The 16,248-nt window shown below is 41.1% G+C and carries 17 protein-coding genes and 1 riboswitch; of the genes, 8 read left to right on the plus strand and 9 right to left on the minus strand.

The features are described 5' to 3' along the window. Nucleotides 1–54: 54 nt before the first annotated feature. Nucleotides 55–1,479 (plus strand): 16S rRNA (cytosine(1407)-C(5))-methyltransferase RsmF, encoded by a 1,425-nt coding sequence (gene rsmF, locus OCV11_RS08310; protein WP_261896258.1) that lies wholly within the window; start codon nucleotides 55–57, stop codon nucleotides 1,477–1,479. 175 nt (nucleotides 1,480–1,654) lie between these two features. On the opposite strand, the gene OCV11_RS08315 is transcribed toward rsmF, so the two are convergent. Then, nucleotides 1,655–2,497 carry a CvfB family protein gene (locus OCV11_RS08315; RefSeq protein WP_261896195.1) on the minus strand — a complete coding sequence of 281 codons (843 nt, stop codon included), beginning with the start codon at nucleotides 2,495–2,497 and terminating at the stop codon, nucleotides 1,655–1,657. A gap of 99 nt (nucleotides 2,498–2,596) precedes the next feature. Between OCV11_RS08315 and OCV11_RS08320 the strand changes: the two genes are divergently transcribed. Next, nucleotides 2,597–3,970, plus strand: coding sequence for a hypothetical protein (locus tag OCV11_RS08320; RefSeq protein WP_261896197.1), 1,374 nt, complete (start codon nucleotides 2,597–2,599; stop codon nucleotides 3,968–3,970). A gap of 92 nt (nucleotides 3,971–4,062) precedes the next feature. Here the strand turns inward: OCV11_RS08320 and OCV11_RS08325 are convergent, their stop codons facing one another. After that, the gene (locus OCV11_RS08325) at nucleotides 4,063–4,947 is read right to left on the minus strand and encodes a putative PEP-binding protein (protein WP_261892093.1); all 885 of its coding nucleotides are present in this window, start codon (nucleotides 4,945–4,947) and stop codon (nucleotides 4,063–4,065) included. 205 nt (nucleotides 4,948–5,152) lie between these two features. Between OCV11_RS08325 and OCV11_RS08330 the strand changes: the two genes are divergently transcribed. Beyond that, nucleotides 5,153–6,232 carry a 3-deoxy-7-phosphoheptulonate synthase gene (locus tag OCV11_RS08330; protein ID WP_261892095.1) on the plus strand — a complete coding sequence of 360 codons (1,080 nt, stop codon included), beginning with the start codon at nucleotides 5,153–5,155 and terminating at the stop codon, nucleotides 6,230–6,232. A 3-nt stretch (nucleotides 6,233–6,235) separates the two neighbouring features. Beyond that, complete coding sequence (locus OCV11_RS08335) at nucleotides 6,236–6,718, plus strand: YajQ family cyclic di-GMP-binding protein (RefSeq protein WP_261892097.1); 483 nt, start codon at nucleotides 6,236–6,238, stop codon at nucleotides 6,716–6,718. A 111-nt stretch (nucleotides 6,719–6,829) separates the two neighbouring features. Here the strand turns inward: OCV11_RS08335 and OCV11_RS08340 are convergent, their stop codons facing one another. Further along, on the minus strand, nucleotides 6,830–7,567 hold the full coding sequence (locus OCV11_RS08340) for an HlyD family secretion protein (RefSeq protein ID WP_261892099.1): 738 nt from the start codon (nucleotides 7,565–7,567) through the stop codon (nucleotides 6,830–6,832). 20 nt (nucleotides 7,568–7,587) lie between these two features. Next, on the minus strand, nucleotides 7,588–7,746 hold the full coding sequence (locus OCV11_RS08345) for a hypothetical protein (protein WP_261892102.1): 159 nt from the start codon (nucleotides 7,744–7,746) through the stop codon (nucleotides 7,588–7,590). A 324-nt stretch (nucleotides 7,747–8,070) separates the two neighbouring features. Continuing rightward, nucleotides 8,071–8,170, plus strand: a riboswitch (glycine riboswitch). A gap of 104 nt (nucleotides 8,171–8,274) precedes the next feature. On the opposite strand from OCV11_RS08345, the gene OCV11_RS08350 reads away from it, so the two are divergent. From OCV11_RS08350 to OCV11_RS08360, 3 genes are all read left to right on the plus strand, one after another. Continuing rightward, a complete protein-coding gene (locus tag OCV11_RS08350; RefSeq protein WP_261892104.1) occupies nucleotides 8,275–9,657 on the plus strand; it encodes an alanine/glycine:cation symporter family protein in 1,383 nt (460 codons plus the stop codon). Between the two features lie 201 nt (nucleotides 9,658–9,858). Next, nucleotides 9,859–10,536 (plus strand): metal-dependent hydrolase, encoded by a 678-nt coding sequence (locus OCV11_RS08355; RefSeq protein WP_261892106.1) that lies wholly within the window; start codon nucleotides 9,859–9,861, stop codon nucleotides 10,534–10,536. A gap of 112 nt (nucleotides 10,537–10,648) precedes the next feature. Further along, nucleotides 10,649–11,122 carry a YehS family protein gene (locus OCV11_RS08360; protein WP_261892108.1) on the plus strand — a complete coding sequence of 158 codons (474 nt, stop codon included), beginning with the start codon at nucleotides 10,649–10,651 and terminating at the stop codon, nucleotides 11,120–11,122. Between the two features lie 88 nt (nucleotides 11,123–11,210). On the opposite strand, the gene OCV11_RS08365 is transcribed toward OCV11_RS08360, so the two are convergent. The 3 genes from OCV11_RS08365 to OCV11_RS08375 all read right to left on the minus strand — a co-directional run bounded on the left by OCV11_RS08365 (nucleotide 11,211) and on the right by OCV11_RS08375 (nucleotide 13,262). Next, nucleotides 11,211–11,846 carry a LysE family translocator gene (locus tag OCV11_RS08365; protein WP_261892110.1) on the minus strand — a complete coding sequence of 212 codons (636 nt, stop codon included), beginning with the start codon at nucleotides 11,844–11,846 and terminating at the stop codon, nucleotides 11,211–11,213. Between the two features lie 182 nt (nucleotides 11,847–12,028). Continuing rightward, nucleotides 12,029–12,415, minus strand: a complete 387-nt coding sequence (locus OCV11_RS08370) for a hypothetical protein (RefSeq protein ID WP_261892112.1) — start codon at nucleotides 12,413–12,415, stop codon at nucleotides 12,029–12,031. A 211-nt stretch (nucleotides 12,416–12,626) separates the two neighbouring features. Then, entirely contained in the window at nucleotides 12,627–13,262 is a 636-nt protein-coding gene (locus OCV11_RS08375) for a hypothetical protein (RefSeq protein ID WP_261892114.1), read from the minus strand. Between the two features lie 74 nt (nucleotides 13,263–13,336). Between OCV11_RS08375 and OCV11_RS08380 the strand changes: the two genes are divergently transcribed. Further along, a complete protein-coding gene (locus OCV11_RS08380) occupies nucleotides 13,337–13,462 on the plus strand; it encodes a hypothetical protein (protein ID WP_261896331.1) in 126 nt (41 codons plus the stop codon). A 451-nt stretch (nucleotides 13,463–13,913) separates the two neighbouring features. On the opposite strand, the gene OCV11_RS08385 is transcribed toward OCV11_RS08380, so the two are convergent. Continuing rightward, entirely contained in the window at nucleotides 13,914–14,876 is a 963-nt protein-coding gene (locus tag OCV11_RS08385) for a hypothetical protein (protein ID WP_261892116.1), read from the minus strand. Between the two features lie 122 nt (nucleotides 14,877–14,998). After that, on the minus strand, nucleotides 14,999–15,964 hold the full coding sequence (locus tag OCV11_RS08390) for a DUF6708 domain-containing protein (protein WP_261892119.1): 966 nt from the start codon (nucleotides 15,962–15,964) through the stop codon (nucleotides 14,999–15,001). Between the last annotated feature and the right edge of the window lie 284 nt (nucleotides 15,965–16,248).

Below are 16,248 nucleotides of genomic sequence, written 5' to 3' on the forward strand. Positions count from 1 at the left end.
CCGAGCCTTGTTTTAGGTATAATGCGCGCCAAGTTTAAAAATCGAGATACCGTTTTGCATTCCAATATCCAACTTCCAGATGCGTTTATCGCTGCCATGAAAAACTCCATGCCAGCTTCCCTTTCTATGGATGAGTTTATTGCTGCCTGTCAGCGACCTCTGCGCAAAAGCATTCGTGTTAATACGTTAAAAATCTCGGTGACGGATTTTGTAAAGCGTGCAGAAGAAAAAGGCTGGCAATTATCACCGGTTCCTTGGTGCGAAACCGGCTTTTGGATTGAAGCTGATGAATCTCAGGTGCCGCTGGGCAATACTGCAGAACACATGGCTGGTCTGTTTTATATTCAAGAAGCCAGCTCCATGATGCCACCCGCCGCCCTGTTTTTTAAACAAGACGATCATTTTGCTGCTGTACTCGATACAGCCGCCGCCCCTGGTTCCAAAACCACCCAAATCGCAGCCTTAATGAATAACGAAGGTGTGCTCGTCGCTAACGAATTTTCTGCCAGTCGCGTTAAAGTGCTGCATGCCAATATCGAACGCTGTGGCGTACGTAATGCAGCGCTAACCAACTTTGATGGCCGAGTCTTTGGTGGCTGGTTACCAGAGCAATTTGATGCGGTGTTGTTAGACGCCCCATGTTCTGGTGAAGGTACGATTCGTAAAGACCCTGATGCGATGAAAAACTGGAGCATCGAATCGATTCACTCCATTGCCCAGACACAAAAAGATCTGATTGAAAGTGCTTTCCAAGCGCTTAAGGTCGGAGGCGTGATGGTCTATTCAACTTGCACGCTCAGCGTGGAAGAAAACCAACAGGTTTGTCACCATCTTAAAACGTTATACGGTGACGCGGTCACGTTTGAATCTCTTGAAGGACTTTTTCCACAAGCAGACAAAACATTAACCGCAGAGGGTTTCCTACATATTTTCCCTCAAGTGTATGATTCAGAGGGATTCTTTGTAGCAAGAATTCGTAAGACAGCATCAGTTCCTACACCAGAGGTAAAGAAAAAGTTGGGTAAATTCCCATTCGAAAAAGCCTCAAAGAAAGTGGATCAAACCATTCGTGACCAACTGTTGGCAACTCTAGGTATTTCCCTGCCAGAAAGCGGTGTCATTTGGCTTAGAGATAACGACGTTTGGCTTTTCCCACAAGCGCTCGAACCGATGTTAGGTGAACTGCGTTTCTCACGTATGGGCATCAAAATCGCTGAATCTCACAGACAAGGCTATCGTTGGCAGCACCAAGTGGCAACCTGCCTCGCAATGTGGAATGAAGATCACAGCGTCGCACTAAATACTGAGCAAGCTCGTGAATGGTTTATGGGACGTGATGTTCGACCAGAGCAAGCATCAGGAAAAGGTGAAGTGATCGTCTGCTACGGTAAGGATGTGATTGGGTTAGGGAAATGGGTCGGAGACCGAGTTAAGAATGGACTACCTAGAGAATTAGTCCGCGACAAAAACCTATTCTAGCCACAAAACCATAAGCGATTTCGCCTGTGAGCGAAGTCGCTATTTCGACAGCCTGTACTAAACTTGAGTGTATGAAATAACGCTTCTTCGTATTAGCGCAGGCTCTTCGGAGCCATTCCCCTAGGCCCTTAACTTGTGAGGTTATGGGCCTTTTTTTAGGCTTTAGATCAGAGGCTTAGTTAGCTTTCACTAAACGAATGCCATCCGCTTCAATAACAAGAAGACCTTGTTTGTAAAGAGAACCAATGGTCTTTTTGAATGTACCTTTACTGGTACGGAACTCTGCGAAGATTGCTTCAGGAGAGGACTTATCAGAGAGAGGAAGAAATCCCCCTTTCTTTTCTAAAACTTCAATAATTTTAGAGCTTAAATCGTCCATCTTAGCCGTACCGACTTTTTGCAGAGCTAAGTCGATTTTGCCATCTTCACGGATGCTCTTAATGTAGCCTTTCAGCTTTTTACCAATAAAGAGCTTACCAAATACGTCTGATGGGAAAATCATGCCCCAATGGCTGCCATTGATAATCGCTTTGAAACCCAATTCTGAACGCTCAGCAATGATCAAATCCACCTGTTGATTACGCTCGTAACGCGCAGGAGATTTATCCAACCACTTGTTAAATTTGGTGGTGCCGACGATGCGTCCTGACGCTTTATCTGTGTAAACATAAACGAGAATTGTCTGACCTACCGTCAAACGACCACGTTGTTCACTAAATGGTATCAGCAGATCCTTGCCTTTGATTCCCCAACCGGCAAATGCACCTGTACTGTTAACGCCTTCGATTTTCATCAAACCCCACTCGCCTACTTGAGCAACAGGTTGTTCTGTTGTGGCAGCGATTTGGTTTTCTGAATCGAAATAGAGAAACACCTCTAACTGTTGGCCGACGTCAGTTCCTTCAGGAACGAAACGATTCGGTAATAAAGTGGTGCCATACTCTCCAGCATCTAAAAAGACGCCAAATTCAGCGATTTTAACTACTTCCAGGCGGTTAATTTGACCTACATTAATCATCTAAAACTGTCTCACATCAAATTTGCAGAGATTATACGTTATCTCTGATATCCTTTCTCTAAAGAAAAGAGAAATTTATAAGTTTTTGGGGAGTTTTCTTTGATCACGGTAGATAAACATGATGCAGTGACACTTAAAATGGCCACACAGGTGTCCGAGAGTAAAGAATTGGATCTCGATGTGTATCTGTTTGTTCCCGGGGAATTGGGTCTTGGCCCAGATATTCTCTCCGAAGTGGAGTTTTACCTAAGCGCGATTCACCAAAAGCGCGCTTATTTCAGTGACCAGATGCACCTTCCGTTGGTGCACAGCCGCTTAGCGCAGCGTGGTGGATTATCCAGCACTCAATACCGTGTCAGTTTGAGTTTGTATGCATACCAATATGTTGTTGCGTTGGATAAAGCGGTGAATCATCTCAAAGGGACCACAGATACCGAACTCTCCGATGAAGTCGATACAGTGATTGAACTCTCTATCGATATTCTAAAACGCCTGCGCCGTACTATTCCCTACGAAGAGAGCCTCAAGCGCTACTACGCCAATATTGATAACTATCTTTCGTGGTACACCGAACAGAAGTTTCTCTCGATTGTCGCCGACTTACCCCGCGACCAAGATTACACCACCATCAAAGAGCGTTTAATTACGCTTGCGGAGAAAGAGCAAGCCCATCGAGCTCTGAATCATTACAACAGTGATAAAGCCGACAATGACATCACGCGTCTCAGTAACAAAATGCGCTTGTTACGCCGTTTGATTGAACACCCGATTGTGCTCAATGAACAAATTATCTCGCTCGGTAAAAACGTCCAACGTATGGTTAAAGGTGGTGCTACCGGTTTTATCATGATCTTCGTGACTATCTTAGCGGTCACAGCACGTGACTATCTTGGTGAAATCACCGCATCCTTTATTATTGCCATGTCGGTACTCTATGCGATTCGTGAAATCTTTAAAGATGAGATGAGAGAATGGCTGTGGCGCTGGGTGCGTAAAGGAAAACCGAGATGGCGCCGCCACTATTTTGATCCCAGCACAGGGAAACAAGTCGGTCAAAAATACGAATGGCTTGATTATGCCAAGCTTGCTGAGCTACCCGATACCATTCAAGCGATTCGTAAAAAGCGCATCGTGCAACGGGAAGAGCAAATTTTGCATTATCACTCCAAAGTAAAAATGAGTACTTCGCGCTTTTTGAGTGGTTATGAACAGACAAAAGAAACCATGCTCTTTGACTTACGTGACATCACCCGATTGATGGACAAAGGCTCAAATAAGATTTACGTACTCAATAAAGGACAAGTTAGTCGTGAGCGCGTTGAAAAGCGCCACCTCATTAATTTCATCGTAAAAGAGAGTGACCATATCTCGCCACCGCGCTTTTATCGGTGGAAAGTGGTTCTCAACCGCAGCAAAATCGTTGATATCGAGGCTATTCCATTACCCGACAACTTGAATCCTATTGATAGTTAACGAGAAATTGTTTACAGCGCAACTCAACATCGTTAATAAAAAAACCAGAGGCTCGCCTCTGGTTTTTTTATTAATTCATTAACAATCGGTCGCTAAAAATTAAACAGACATGTCGTCGGTTGATTTTCTAACAAGTACGCCTGAAGCTTTGGATACTGATCCAGTGCAGTGGTCACAATCACCAAAGGTTTATTCGCTTGTTCAGCCGCTTTAGCTGCCATTTCAAACAGCAAGGTTACCGCTTCACTTTCTGGATTGTATAAGTGCTCTAGCTCAGGATTTTGTTTATCAATCCCCAAAGTACATTGAGTCAAGAGATCCCAGTCAATCACGACACCGTCAAAATATTTTAACAGGCGATCGGCCAGAAGAGCTGCCGATGGAACGCTACAGGTATAGGACACTTTCAAACCGTTTAAGCCGCGTGGTAGTCCTTGCTCTGCAAGACGGTCAATGATGGTTGCCGCATCACTTAGAGTACGCACAAATGGCACCACGATTTCAATATCGTGACCTTTCTCACGAAGTGTTTTGATCACTTTACACTCAAGAGCAAATCCCGCTGCATAAGCATTCGATGCGTAGCGAGCCACCCCACGTAAACCAATCGCTGGATTCACTTCACTTTTTTCTACGCTTCCACCAATTAATGCCTGAAAGTCATGGCTATCAGCATTGCTCAAAGAGACTCGGATTGTCTGTTGTCCAGAAATGGCTTGCTCGATTTGCGTCACAAGAGTGTTAACAAAATGCGCTTCAATGGATTGTCCAGCCAATAAAGCGGCCAGAGAGCTTTGTTCCAACTCAGTTAAGCCATCGGTTGAACCGGCTAAAGCGGGATGGTAGAACACACTCTCTGCAATCAGCTCGGACAGAGAGACAAACAGATATGGGCTGTTACCAGGTTGTTGATTGCCTGATAAGCTGTTTCCCAGAACCAATTGTTCGTGGATCATGCTTGGATGTTCAAAACTCATTACTGCTCCATTTATCGTTATGATGATATGAATGAAAATACCTATACCGCGCGCGAAACACAAGCACAAAATCAATATTTATTGACTTATACTGCATAAGTTTTCACTTTTACACTCTATGTACTAGTCAATTACACACAACAGTTTATTCCTTGCACTAAATTCGTTATCTTAAGCGCTTCGTAATAAATGGACAGGCACCCCCATGCCACTGAAAACAGATGAATTAAGAACCCGATCACTGGGTCCTATGCCAACACCGGCACAGCTAAGTGATACCTACCCTATTTCCGACGACGTCGCGCAACGGATTGCCAAATCGCGCCAAGAGATCGAACGCATTCTTACTGGACAAGATGACCGCCTACTGGTGATCGTCGGACCATGCTCTATTCACGATACTGATGCAGCGATTGATTACGGACGTCGTTTAAGTGAACTACAAACTCACTATAGCGAAGAACTCTTCGTGGTAATGAGAACCTACTTTGAAAAACCGCGTACTGTGATTGGTTGGAAAGGATTGATCACAGACCCTAATCTCGACGGTTCTTACGCGTTAGAGCAAGGCTTAAACATGGCTCGTCATTTACTGCTTAAAGTCAATGAAATGGGTTTAGCAACGGCCACTGAATTTTTGGACATGATCACTGGTCAATACATTGCCGATTTAATCAGCTGGGGCGCAATTGGCGCGCGTACAACCGAGTCACAAATTCACCGTGAAATGGCGTCTGCGCTCTCTTGCCCTGTGGGATTTAAAAACGGCACCAACGGTAACGTTAAGATTGCTGTGGATGCCATTCGTGCTGGGCGTGCGTCACACTATTTCTACTCTCCAGATAAACATGGCCAAATGACCGTTTATCAAACCAGTGGGAACCCGTATGGCCATGTTATCCTGCGTGGGGGCGATACAGGACCAAACTATTTCGCTGAAGATGTTGCACAAGCATGTCAGCGTTTAGCCGAATTTGACTTACCACAGAAGCTGATTGTCGACTTTAGTCATGCAAACTGTGAGAAAAAACATCGTAAACAATTGGATGTTGCAGCAAATATCTGTGAACAAATTCGCTCAGGTAGTGATAAAATTGCTGGCGTGATGGCGGAAAGCTTTATTGTTGAAGGTAATCAGTCCATGGACGATTTACAAAATCTAACCTATGGTCAATCCATTACCGACCCTTGTTTGGGTTGGGACGATACCGCAGACATGCTTGCGATGCTAGCAGAAGCAATAAAAGCCCGTCGCACTCGTAACTCACTAACAGGACAAAATTGATTTATGCCTTCTTTTGATATTGTTTCAGAAATCGATAACGTTGAACTACGTAATGCTGTCGATAATGCGAACCGTGAATTGTCGACTCGTTTTGACTTTCGTAACGTGCAAGCTAGCTTCGAGCTATCTGATAGTTCGGTAAAACTTTTGGCAGAAGGTGATTTTCAGTTAACCCAGATGATGGACATTCTGCGTGGCAATTTGGCTAAACGCGGTGTTGACCCTCGTTCTATGGATTCAAAAACAGCAACGCAATCTGGTAAAACTTGGCATAAGGAAGTGGTCTTCCAACAAGGTATTGAGACTGACGTTGCTAAGAAAATCGTTAAGATGATCAAAGACGCCAAACTTAAAGTTCAAGCGGCAATTCAAGGCGATAAAGTACGCGTAACTGGTAAAAAACGCGATGATTTACAATCTGTTATCGCTATGATCAGAGAATCTGATTTGGACTTACCATTCCAATACAATAACTTCCGCGACTAACTTTTCACAGGTTATACAAAAGCGTTAAAAATTTGAAAACCATTTAAACAAGAACCCCAGCCAACTGGCTGGGGTTCTTTTTATTGATGCTTAAAAAGGGTGTCACACTGATTAATTGACCCCAATTTCGTCAGCCAGCTCTTTCATCTGTTGCAGGTCTAATTGGTGAACATGAATCATTTGATCAAGCTGGCTTAAGCGCGCCTTGGCCTGATCTTGTTTGTCACAAGAGTCCGAAGTGGCATCCCAAGAGGTACCAGCCAGATAGACATCACACTCTTTTTTCAATGCTGCAATTTTTGGAACTAGGCTGTCACGCTCTTTTTGTAGTGATTCCAGCTCTTGTTTGGTCGTTAACTCTTTTTGAAACAACTCACGCGAACGCTCAAAAACACCAGCCTGGATATCGGTTTTACGCACAAGCTTAGTATTAGCAGCATCGGCTTTGGCCAATTCCTGCTTTTGATCAGTCACTTTGCTATCTAAAGTGGTATTCACTTTCTCAAGCTCTGACACTTGTTTTTCCAATTGCGCTATTTTTTCTGCCTGCTCTGCTTTTGCCTGCTTCACAGCCTCATCAATTTTTGCCTGCAATGCTTGATTGGCATTATCCAAATCAGACTGAGCTTGTTGGGTAAGGTCAGAATTGGTGCTCGTTAATTGGTGATACTTAGTTTCCAACGTATTGTAGGCACCCTCCCATTTAGATGAGGTCACCGTTGAGCCAATCAATCCACCTAATGCAAGCCCGAGCACAGCTGCAATACCAATGTATAAATAGCTGCGCTTATCACGCTGTTCAATGACGACGACATCGTCGTTTTCGTCGATATTGTTTTTTGGGTCCACGTTGTTCTCCTAGCTACTGTCTAATGCAGTAGCTCCATAATTACCACTGATACTGTATATATAATCAGGCCTGCAACTACAGTAATTACAAAGCCTTTTTGCAAACGAGCATTAGTACCATAACGAACCAATAAAAACGCCAATACGAGCAGCACAGCTATCGCGATGAGTCTGGTCATAATCAATGCTCCCAAGAGATTTACTATTTTATACCACTTAATGCTTAGAATAGGTCAGAGAAAAGTGGATTAAATGGCAAATTACCCCCTGATTTTTCTCTTCTCTCTAAGATTTGACAAAAGTTGAATTTGTAGATGACATCACATTGACTTTTGGTTAGTATGCGTAACGCAAATTATCTGAAATACAGATAATTGTTCCGTTGAAGACTGCAGGAGAGAGGATGTTAACCTATTTTTAACAATTAGGTTAGGCATACCCGCCGAAGAAGTAAATCTTTCAGGTGCATTATCCTTTAAAAAGGATAAGCGAGGACTGTAGTTGGAGGAACCTCTGGAGAGAACCGTTAAATCGGTCGCCGAAGGAGCAAGTCCCAATTTCTATTGGGGTGAAACTCTCAGGCAAAAGGACAGAGGAGAGAAAGGCTATGATTAGCTCGCTATTTATATTCAGCGGGTTTCTCGATCGTTTTTTTCGTGAACCACCTTTCCCTCTTCTCCTTAGATGTTGTTTATTAAGGGGAAAAAATGACAAATCTACAAAACATACTGCAAGCAATTGATAACTTTGTTTGGGGACCACCGCTACTTATTTTGTTAGTTGGTACCGGCATCTACTTTACATTCCGTCTTGGAATGATCCAATTTCGCCATCTGCCAACCGCACTCAAAATGGTGTTTAGCAAAGAAAAATCAGCACATAAAGACCAAGAAGGTGATGTTTCACCTTTCGCCGCATTATGTACTGCACTTTCTGCAACCATTGGTACAGGTAACATTGTTGGTGTCGCTACCGCGATTAAGCTCGGTGGACCTGGCGCCCTATTCTGGATGTGGCTAGCCGCCCTATTCGGAATGGCAACCAAATACGCTGAGTGTTTATTGGCAGTAAAATATCGCCAAGTCGATGATAAAGGCCAGATTGTTGGCGGACCAATGTACTTCTTAAAAGATGGCGTGGGTTCGGCACTGCTTGCCAAACTGTTCGCGGTGTTTGCTATCGGTGTTGCCTTCTTTGGTATCGGTACCTTTGCGCAAGTTAACGCGATTGTCGATGCAACCAACATCTCTTTCGGTGTTTCAAAAGAAGTGACGGCGGTTGTATTAACCTTACTTGTTGCTGTAGTAACAATTGGTGGTATTCAATCGATTTCAAAAGTAGCCAGCAAAGTGGTTCCAGCAATGGCACTGTTCTACATTGTTGCGTGCTTGAGCATCATCGTAAGTAATGCTGATCAATTAGTTGGTGCAGTGCAGCTCGTACTGACTTCAGCCTTCACCACCACCTCAGCAACTGGCGGTTTCTTGGGTGCGACCATCATGCTAGCTATCCAATCGGGTATTGCTCGTGGGGTGTTCTCGAACGAGTCTGGTTTAGGCAGTGCGCCAATGGCCGCTGCGGCAGCTAAAACCAACTCATGTGTTCGTCAGGGGCTTATCTCTATGACGGGTACATTCTTCGATACCATCATCATCTGTACCATGACTGGCCTTGCATTGATCCTCACTGGCGCATGGCAAAGTGACTATGCAGGTGCATCGATGACTACCTATGCATTTGCTGCAGGTTTGAATGCTCAGCAAGTTGGACCGATGCTGGTTTCTATCGGTTTAATGTTCTTTGCTTTCACTACCATGTTAGGTTGGAACTACTACGGCGAACGTTGTGTAGTATTTTTGATGGGCACGAAAGCTGTATTACCATACAAAATCATCTTTATCTGTTTGATCGCTTCAGGTGCTTTCCTGCAACTCGACCTCATCTGGATTATTGCTGATATTGTTAACGGTTTGATGGCTATCCCTAACCTAATTGGTCTCATCGTATTACGTAAAGTGGTTGCAGAAGAAACGCGCCTCTACTTCAGTCAGCAGGTTGAAAATAACTCTGCAGTATTAGAAACAAACTAATACTCTAGACCAAACGAAGTTAATTGCAGTATGAAAAATGGCGACCTTGTGTCGCCATTTTTATTAATGAAGACAACTCTCTGTTTTTTCGATTGTTTTTAAGCACTCCTGCCCATCTTTTAACGCAAATTTGGCTTACGTTAGACATCGCTTTTCTCTACGATATTTATCTTGTATCGCATTGAAATAATGGAGAATACAATGAATCGTAGCGGACATCATGCTACATCGGTCCTCACTATGAGCGTGCCGATTACTTTAGGGATCACTCATTCCTTACCTTGGTCTGTCATTATCGCGTCCGTTATTGGTTGCTGTTGGGGAGTGACTGCCCCAGATGACGTGGAAATTCGGTATACCACCGACAGTGAAACTGAGCGAAATGAGGATGGCAGCGAAACACAAGTATCCAAAACCCTACTCGCCCACCGTGGTGTGTCTCATGATGTACTGATTTGGCTGTGCTTATTGGCAGGTTCTTATTGGTGGTTATTCATTTCACCTTTCGCGTTAACAACTTGGTATCAACCCTTGTTAAAAGGTGCACTCTTTGGCGTGACTTATGGGGCAATTATCCATTTATTAGCAGATCTCCCCAACGGCAAAGGCATTCCCCTCTTCCCTTTTGGCCCGCGAGTATGTCTTCATCTGTGGAAAGCATCAGAGAATCAAGCTTTGATGTGTTTTTTGTTATTTATTGCAACTACTGCCTTATCGGTGAAGATCGGCATGGGTTACTTTGAGTTATCTATGGATTGGCTTATCACAATGAAACATCAAATCTTGCTGCATGCAGAACACTTCAGCCAATTTTTGATCAACAGTGCTGACCAGATAAATCTGCTATTTCATACCTATATTCCAGACCTACCACGATAATCACTGATACCCCAAAGAAAACCCACTCCACCGCGCGAGATTTCTGGTAAAATTCGCGCGCTCCAGGAATCACGTTGATTGTACTGGTATTTCGTAAACCCTAGGATTCACTTTGACTAATAATGAAGTTTTGCGTCTTGTTCGTTCAGCGCTTGTTTTAAAAGAAAGTCACCTCGTAAAAATCTTTGCTTTAGCAAACAGCAATGTTTCTGCTAATCAAATTGCTCAGTGGTTAAATAAAGACAACGACAGCAACGCTAAAATGAGTGACAGCAAGTTAGCCTCGTTTCTAAATGGCTTGATCATCCATAAACGCGGACCACGCGATGGTGAGCAGCCAAAACCAGAAACGCATCTGAACAACAATATGATTTTCCAAAAACTTCGCATCGCGTTGAACTTGAAAACCGAAGAGATGCTCAACATTTTAGAAACTGTTGGTCTAGAAATGAATAAGTACGATTTGGGTTCTTACTTTCGTAAGCCAGACAATAAACACTATAAACAGTGCGACGACGAGACCCTACGCGAGTTCCTTTTTGGTGTAAAACTGCAAAGTAACCCAGACGCCGATCTAGAAGAGTGATATAGGCATTCGCTATCTCGATTGGCTAAAACGTGAAGAGACAAAAAAGGCACCGTGATAGGTGCCTTTTGCATATAACAAGAGTGATTTAACGACGCTCTAACATCAATTTAATGCCCAAAGCAACCAGCACAAAACCGGTTGTTCCTTCCATCCAGCTCATAAAATGACGACTTTTTAGCAGATTCTTCGCTTTCGTTAACGCACCAGAGAGTGCACACTGCCAAACCATCGCAATCACAAAATGCACCGCCGCCATAAACAGAGACTGCAATAACGCCGAATGTTCTGGGCTAATAAACTGCGGTAGGAACGCTAAGTAAAACACGGCTGTTTTGGGATTCAGTACATTAGAGAGAAAGCCTTCACGCAGTGAGCGTCGTACATTAAGGTGCGAATTACTCAACGATTCAACATGCATACCATGGGTTTGTCCTTTTATTAACCCCTTCAAGCTGTTGTAACCCAACCAAATTAAGTACGCCGCACCAATCATTTTTACCACTTGGAACAGCTCTGCAGACGAAGCCAAAATCGCCGAAATACCAATGGCGGAACAAGTTGCGTGAACAAATAGCCCACTGCAAATACCAAGACTGGTCACACAACCATCGCTAATCCCTGCTCTTGAGGTATTGCGAATAACCAGCGCAGTATCAAGCCCTGGGGTTAACGTAAGAATGGTGATTGCTACAACAAACGCTTCAAAGTTCTGGATATACATATCATTCCCTGACAACAGCAAACATGAGATTTCTCAGGAGGTTATACCGCAAATGCTAACGAATGTCTTGAAGAGATTATCACTGAGTGGGAAAGAGTTAGTGACCGACATTGAAGAAGCGCAACTAATTCACTGCCTACATTCTTAAAGCGTTAGTTAACTTTGTTGCTGTCTCTACTGGTCTACTCTATTTTTCCCTTTCTAAACACTACCTTTTTAGGCAGATAAGGTGTGCTATCCGATTTCGAGGTTTTGTTAAAAACAAGTGTTTGCCCTTGTAGACATAATATCACATTGGCGTATTCGCTAAAAAATGCATCATATAACGTTGAAGTGTAACAACCATCATCAGATTTAATTAACATATAAACTTTAGCACCGCTTTCATTTATTTTATTTCCATTCATATGTATAAACGAGTACTTAAGATGTGTTTTATTTTGTATGGTTTTAATATCCAAATTATAAACGCTTTTTCCATTGTTAGATTGATAACCCCAAATGCCGTTTATATCTTCAGCCCATACACCAGAAGAAACCGCCATCAATAAAATAAGTACAGATTTCATCTCCCCCTCTCACTAACAAATAATATCATTTCCAATAGACAATTATTTAATATAATTTAAAATTCCGTTCAAATGAAGATGATAATACAAATGAATTACAAGAAAAACACACTGCCAGTGTAAACATTATGATTTCAATAATTATTCATACCCTTATATAAACAATGTAATTTTCGAGAAAAATTAAAATATTTCATATCATATATCTTAACTATTTCGTTAGTTGAATAGATTCTTTACGAAGCCACCTAGTTACTGTCTTTTCACCTGAAAAGGTGATATTTAACCAATCACCAACACCTTCATTAACAACTACTGAATCGCTTTTTACTAGATACATTCTGCTCTTAACAAAACTTCCATTTTCTTTTTTGTATAAATATACTTTATCATTTTTTATCTTTGCTAAAATTTTTAAATTTAAATAACCAGTTAGATTTACACGTTCTAAGTTTCTGAACTTTCCATCAAGAGCATAACAATAGCCATTTCCATTAGGAACTCTTGAATACACGTAATAATAATCTCTTTGATAATGAACAGTGTTGCAGTCCTTAGTATCACTAATAAAATAACTTATTGTTCCATTTGGTGTTACACTTAAAATCTGATCATTAATGACAATCTTTGCAGCTTCATCAACTTGATAGGTAATACCATTATTATCATTAATAACAAACTTATTGCTTTGCATTGTACTATTATCAATACACTCCAAATAAGTACCATTGACAAAATTAATCCTATGGACGCTATCATAATTTTTACACTCTTCCTCAATATCGTTACTGGCGGAGAAAACACATTGAGAAATAGTGATTAAAATAAATACAATTATAAACTTCATGATGTTACCCTATTTTTACTCCTATGAGCCAATCAACTATTGTTAAATATGTATCGTTTATCACGGATAACTACATGAACGTTCCAGTCATTCAAGGCTTCCGAGCACCTTACTTAAGTAATTTTCATCCATTTCGCAGCGCATTATCTTACACTGAATTCCGCCTTTCGTTAGCTCATGGCAGTCTTTCATCCAATTAATAAAGGCCGATGGGAATTCTTTCGGATTGAGTAAACCCACCAATCTTGCCACTGTATACCCGCTTAAAAATGTATAAGCGGATTCGCTAAACTGGTCTTGAAAAGGCTCCGTTTTTAATGCGAAGCCTCTAGAAGACAATGAGAATGATCTACATACCGATCCTTTATAAATGTAAACACATACTAGAAAGGTCAATAAAAATCGTGGTGATATAAAGAATTCTGTCCTTAATTCAGTACTTAAGAATCAAGGATGTTAATGCGGCTTGCCTAATTCATGATCCTTGATACATTCAAATACAGTTCTTACATACCTATTTTCTTTGTCATAATTCGATTTATTCTCAATGTCATCATATGATGACGAATGTTAAAAAAACACAAAACCCTATATTCAAGATTGAATATAGGGTAAATATTTATATCCTATTCTATACAACAGATAGATAGATTATAGCCAGTTACAACGTTCACCACTCCACTTATGAACTTGTTCTGGCCATTTGTGGCGCAATGGGTTAAACCACAAAGAAAATAAATGAGGTCTTACAATTAGAACAAAAGGTATCATGAAGATGTAATGACAAATATTTAGGAAAATATTACCTTCAAGCAACTTTCTTTTAAATCTAGGGACTCTTGGTCTTTGAGATAGTTCAAACCAAAGCGGTTCTTCTCCTGTCATATAGCGGCGAATATATTCCCACTCGCCATAAATGGAAGAGTGTTTTCCTCCCACATTTTGCAAAACTAAACGGCAATACTTTTGTCCTGATAAGTCTTTATTAATCGCATGCTTAGGGTTTAACCATAATGCTAAATCGTAACCATCGGATAAGTGTCCATACCCCATATTAGATTGCATAATCAAGGCAGAGATTTCACACTCTTGCCAAGGAATTCTATACAAAACCCCTTTATGCCAAACATACACTTCCTGATTACTTTTATGAAATCGAACAGGAGTCGCTAATGGTCTAAATAAATCAATCAGAGCAATACCTAACAGAACCCCGATAACAGCCCAATCGAGCCAAAATAAGCCAGTGTCACCATCTGAAAATGCCTTGGAGTTCAATCTTACTAAGATCCCACAAACTAGATAAATTGTCCCCAAAAATAAGGCTAGAAATACGCCTTTACCTCTAGAGTTAACTGAGCTAACTCGCATATCTAAAAATTGCTCGTGACCTCCGGCCGAATATTGCTCAAAAAATTCACCAAGATGTTTAGTTTCTTCATTAAGTTCGAATCCTATTATTTTATTATTAGGTTGTAAGGGTTCTTCTCGGACAAATGCCCCTAAAGGGTAATTTTTTCTACCATGATCTGTAACACAAAAATGTGGCTGATAACCATACTGGGCTGGAGCAGTCCAATGATTGGAGCCTACTTTTTTTATATTGCTAGCCAAAACTAACTCTCCACTTCAAACTTATTAAATGTTGCATTATCTAAAATGTTAAAAACCCTATATTGAAATTTTAATATAGGGTTTTTAACATTTACACGCTATTTCATACTAATGACAGGAGGTTATAACCAATTACAACGTTCACTACTCCACTTATGAACTTGTTCTGGCCATTTATGGCGGAATGGGTTAAATTTTAATGATAAATGATGAGGCTTAAAAAATAGCAATGCGGGGATTGATAAAATGTAGAACAATAATCCAAGAATAATTCCTTTAGAAAAAAAATCTTTGGCATCAAATGTCGCAGTCCTTGGCTCTTCACTAATTGGAAACCAAATCACACCATCTCCAGTCATATAACGGCGAATATATTCCCAATATCCATAAACTGAGGTGTGTTTAGAAGCCGCATTATGTAATACTAAACGGCGATATTTTTCATCTGATAAATCTTTATTAACCGCATGTTTAGGGTTTAACCATAATGCTAAATCGTAACCATCGGATAAGTGTCCATACCCCATATTAGATTGCATAATCATGGCAGAGATTTCACACTCTTGCCAAGGAATTTGGTACAAAACCCCTTTATGCCAGACGTACACTTCCTGATTTTTTTTATGGAACCGAACAGGGGTGGCTATTGGCCTAAATAAATCAATCAAAGCTATGCCTAACAAAACCCCGATAACAGTCCAATCAAGCCAAAATAAGCCAGTATCACCATCAGCAAAAGCCCTAGAATTCATTCTGACCAAAACGGCACAAACGAAATAAATCGCTCCCAGAAATAGAGCAAGAAATACGCCTTTCCCTCTTGAATTAACAGACTCGACCCTCATATCCAAAAAATTCTCGTGACCACTGGCTGCAAATAGGTCAAAAAATTCCCCCAAATTCTCTGTATCTTCGTCAAGATCCAAATCTATTCTTTTATTAAAAGGTTGTAGCGGCTCTTCACGTACAAAAGCCCCTAATGGGTAATTTTTTCTACCATGCTCTGTAACACAAAAATGTGGCTGATAACCATACTGGGCTGGAGCAGTCCAATGATTTGGTCCCACTTTTTTTATAGTACTCGCCACAATTAACTCTCCACTTTAAACTCATTAAATGTTGCATCATCAGAAAATAGCCATAAGAATGTGTTAGTATCATCTATTTCCACTTTCTTATAATCTAATACAACTGGATAACCTGATGGTGAAACATAAGAAAGATTAATTTTATATTTGGAAAAATAAAATCCCAAAGATTTTCATTTATATGAATCACGATTACTTTCTTGCTAAACAAGCAATTAATTAGTGAGAATAGAATTGGGAAACGGCTTTCAATGTTAAATTTTAATATAGAAAAAGGAGCTATC

The sequence above is a fragment of the Vibrio porteresiae DSM 19223 genome (assembly GCF_024347055.1).
Lineage (GTDB): Bacteria > Pseudomonadota > Gammaproteobacteria > Enterobacterales > Vibrionaceae > Vibrio > Vibrio porteresiae.

Coding starts and splice junctions, on each gene's coding strand:
- OCV11_RS08315 (WP_261896195.1), bottom strand. CDS start 2,497: ATGATTAATGTAGGTCAAATTAACCGCCTGGAAGTAGTTAAAATCGCT.
- OCV11_RS08325 (WP_261892093.1), bottom strand. CDS start 4,947: ATGAGTTTTGAACATCCAAGCATGATCCACGAACAATTGGTTCTGGGA.
- OCV11_RS08330 (WP_261892095.1), top strand. CDS start 5,153: ATGCCACTGAAAACAGATGAATTAAGAACCCGATCACTGGGTCCTATG.
- OCV11_RS08335 (WP_261892097.1), top strand. CDS start 6,236: ATGCCTTCTTTTGATATTGTTTCAGAAATCGATAACGTTGAACTACGT.
- OCV11_RS08345 (WP_261892102.1), bottom strand. CDS start 7,746: ATGACCAGACTCATCGCGATAGCTGTGCTGCTCGTATTGGCGTTTTTA.
- OCV11_RS08350 (WP_261892104.1), top strand. CDS start 8,275: ATGACAAATCTACAAAACATACTGCAAGCAATTGATAACTTTGTTTGG.
- OCV11_RS08355 (WP_261892106.1), top strand. CDS start 9,859: ATGAATCGTAGCGGACATCATGCTACATCGGTCCTCACTATGAGCGTG.
- OCV11_RS08365 (WP_261892110.1), bottom strand. CDS start 11,846: ATGTATATCCAGAACTTTGAAGCGTTTGTTGTAGCAATCACCATTCTT.
- OCV11_RS08370 (WP_261892112.1), bottom strand. CDS start 12,415: ATGAAATCTGTACTTATTTTATTGATGGCGGTTTCTTCTGGTGTATGG.
- OCV11_RS08375 (WP_261892114.1), bottom strand. CDS start 13,262: ATGAAGTTTATAATTGTATTTATTTTAATCACTATTTCTCAATGTGTT.
- OCV11_RS08380 (WP_261896331.1), top strand. CDS start 13,337: ATGAACGTTCCAGTCATTCAAGGCTTCCGAGCACCTTACTTAAGTAAT.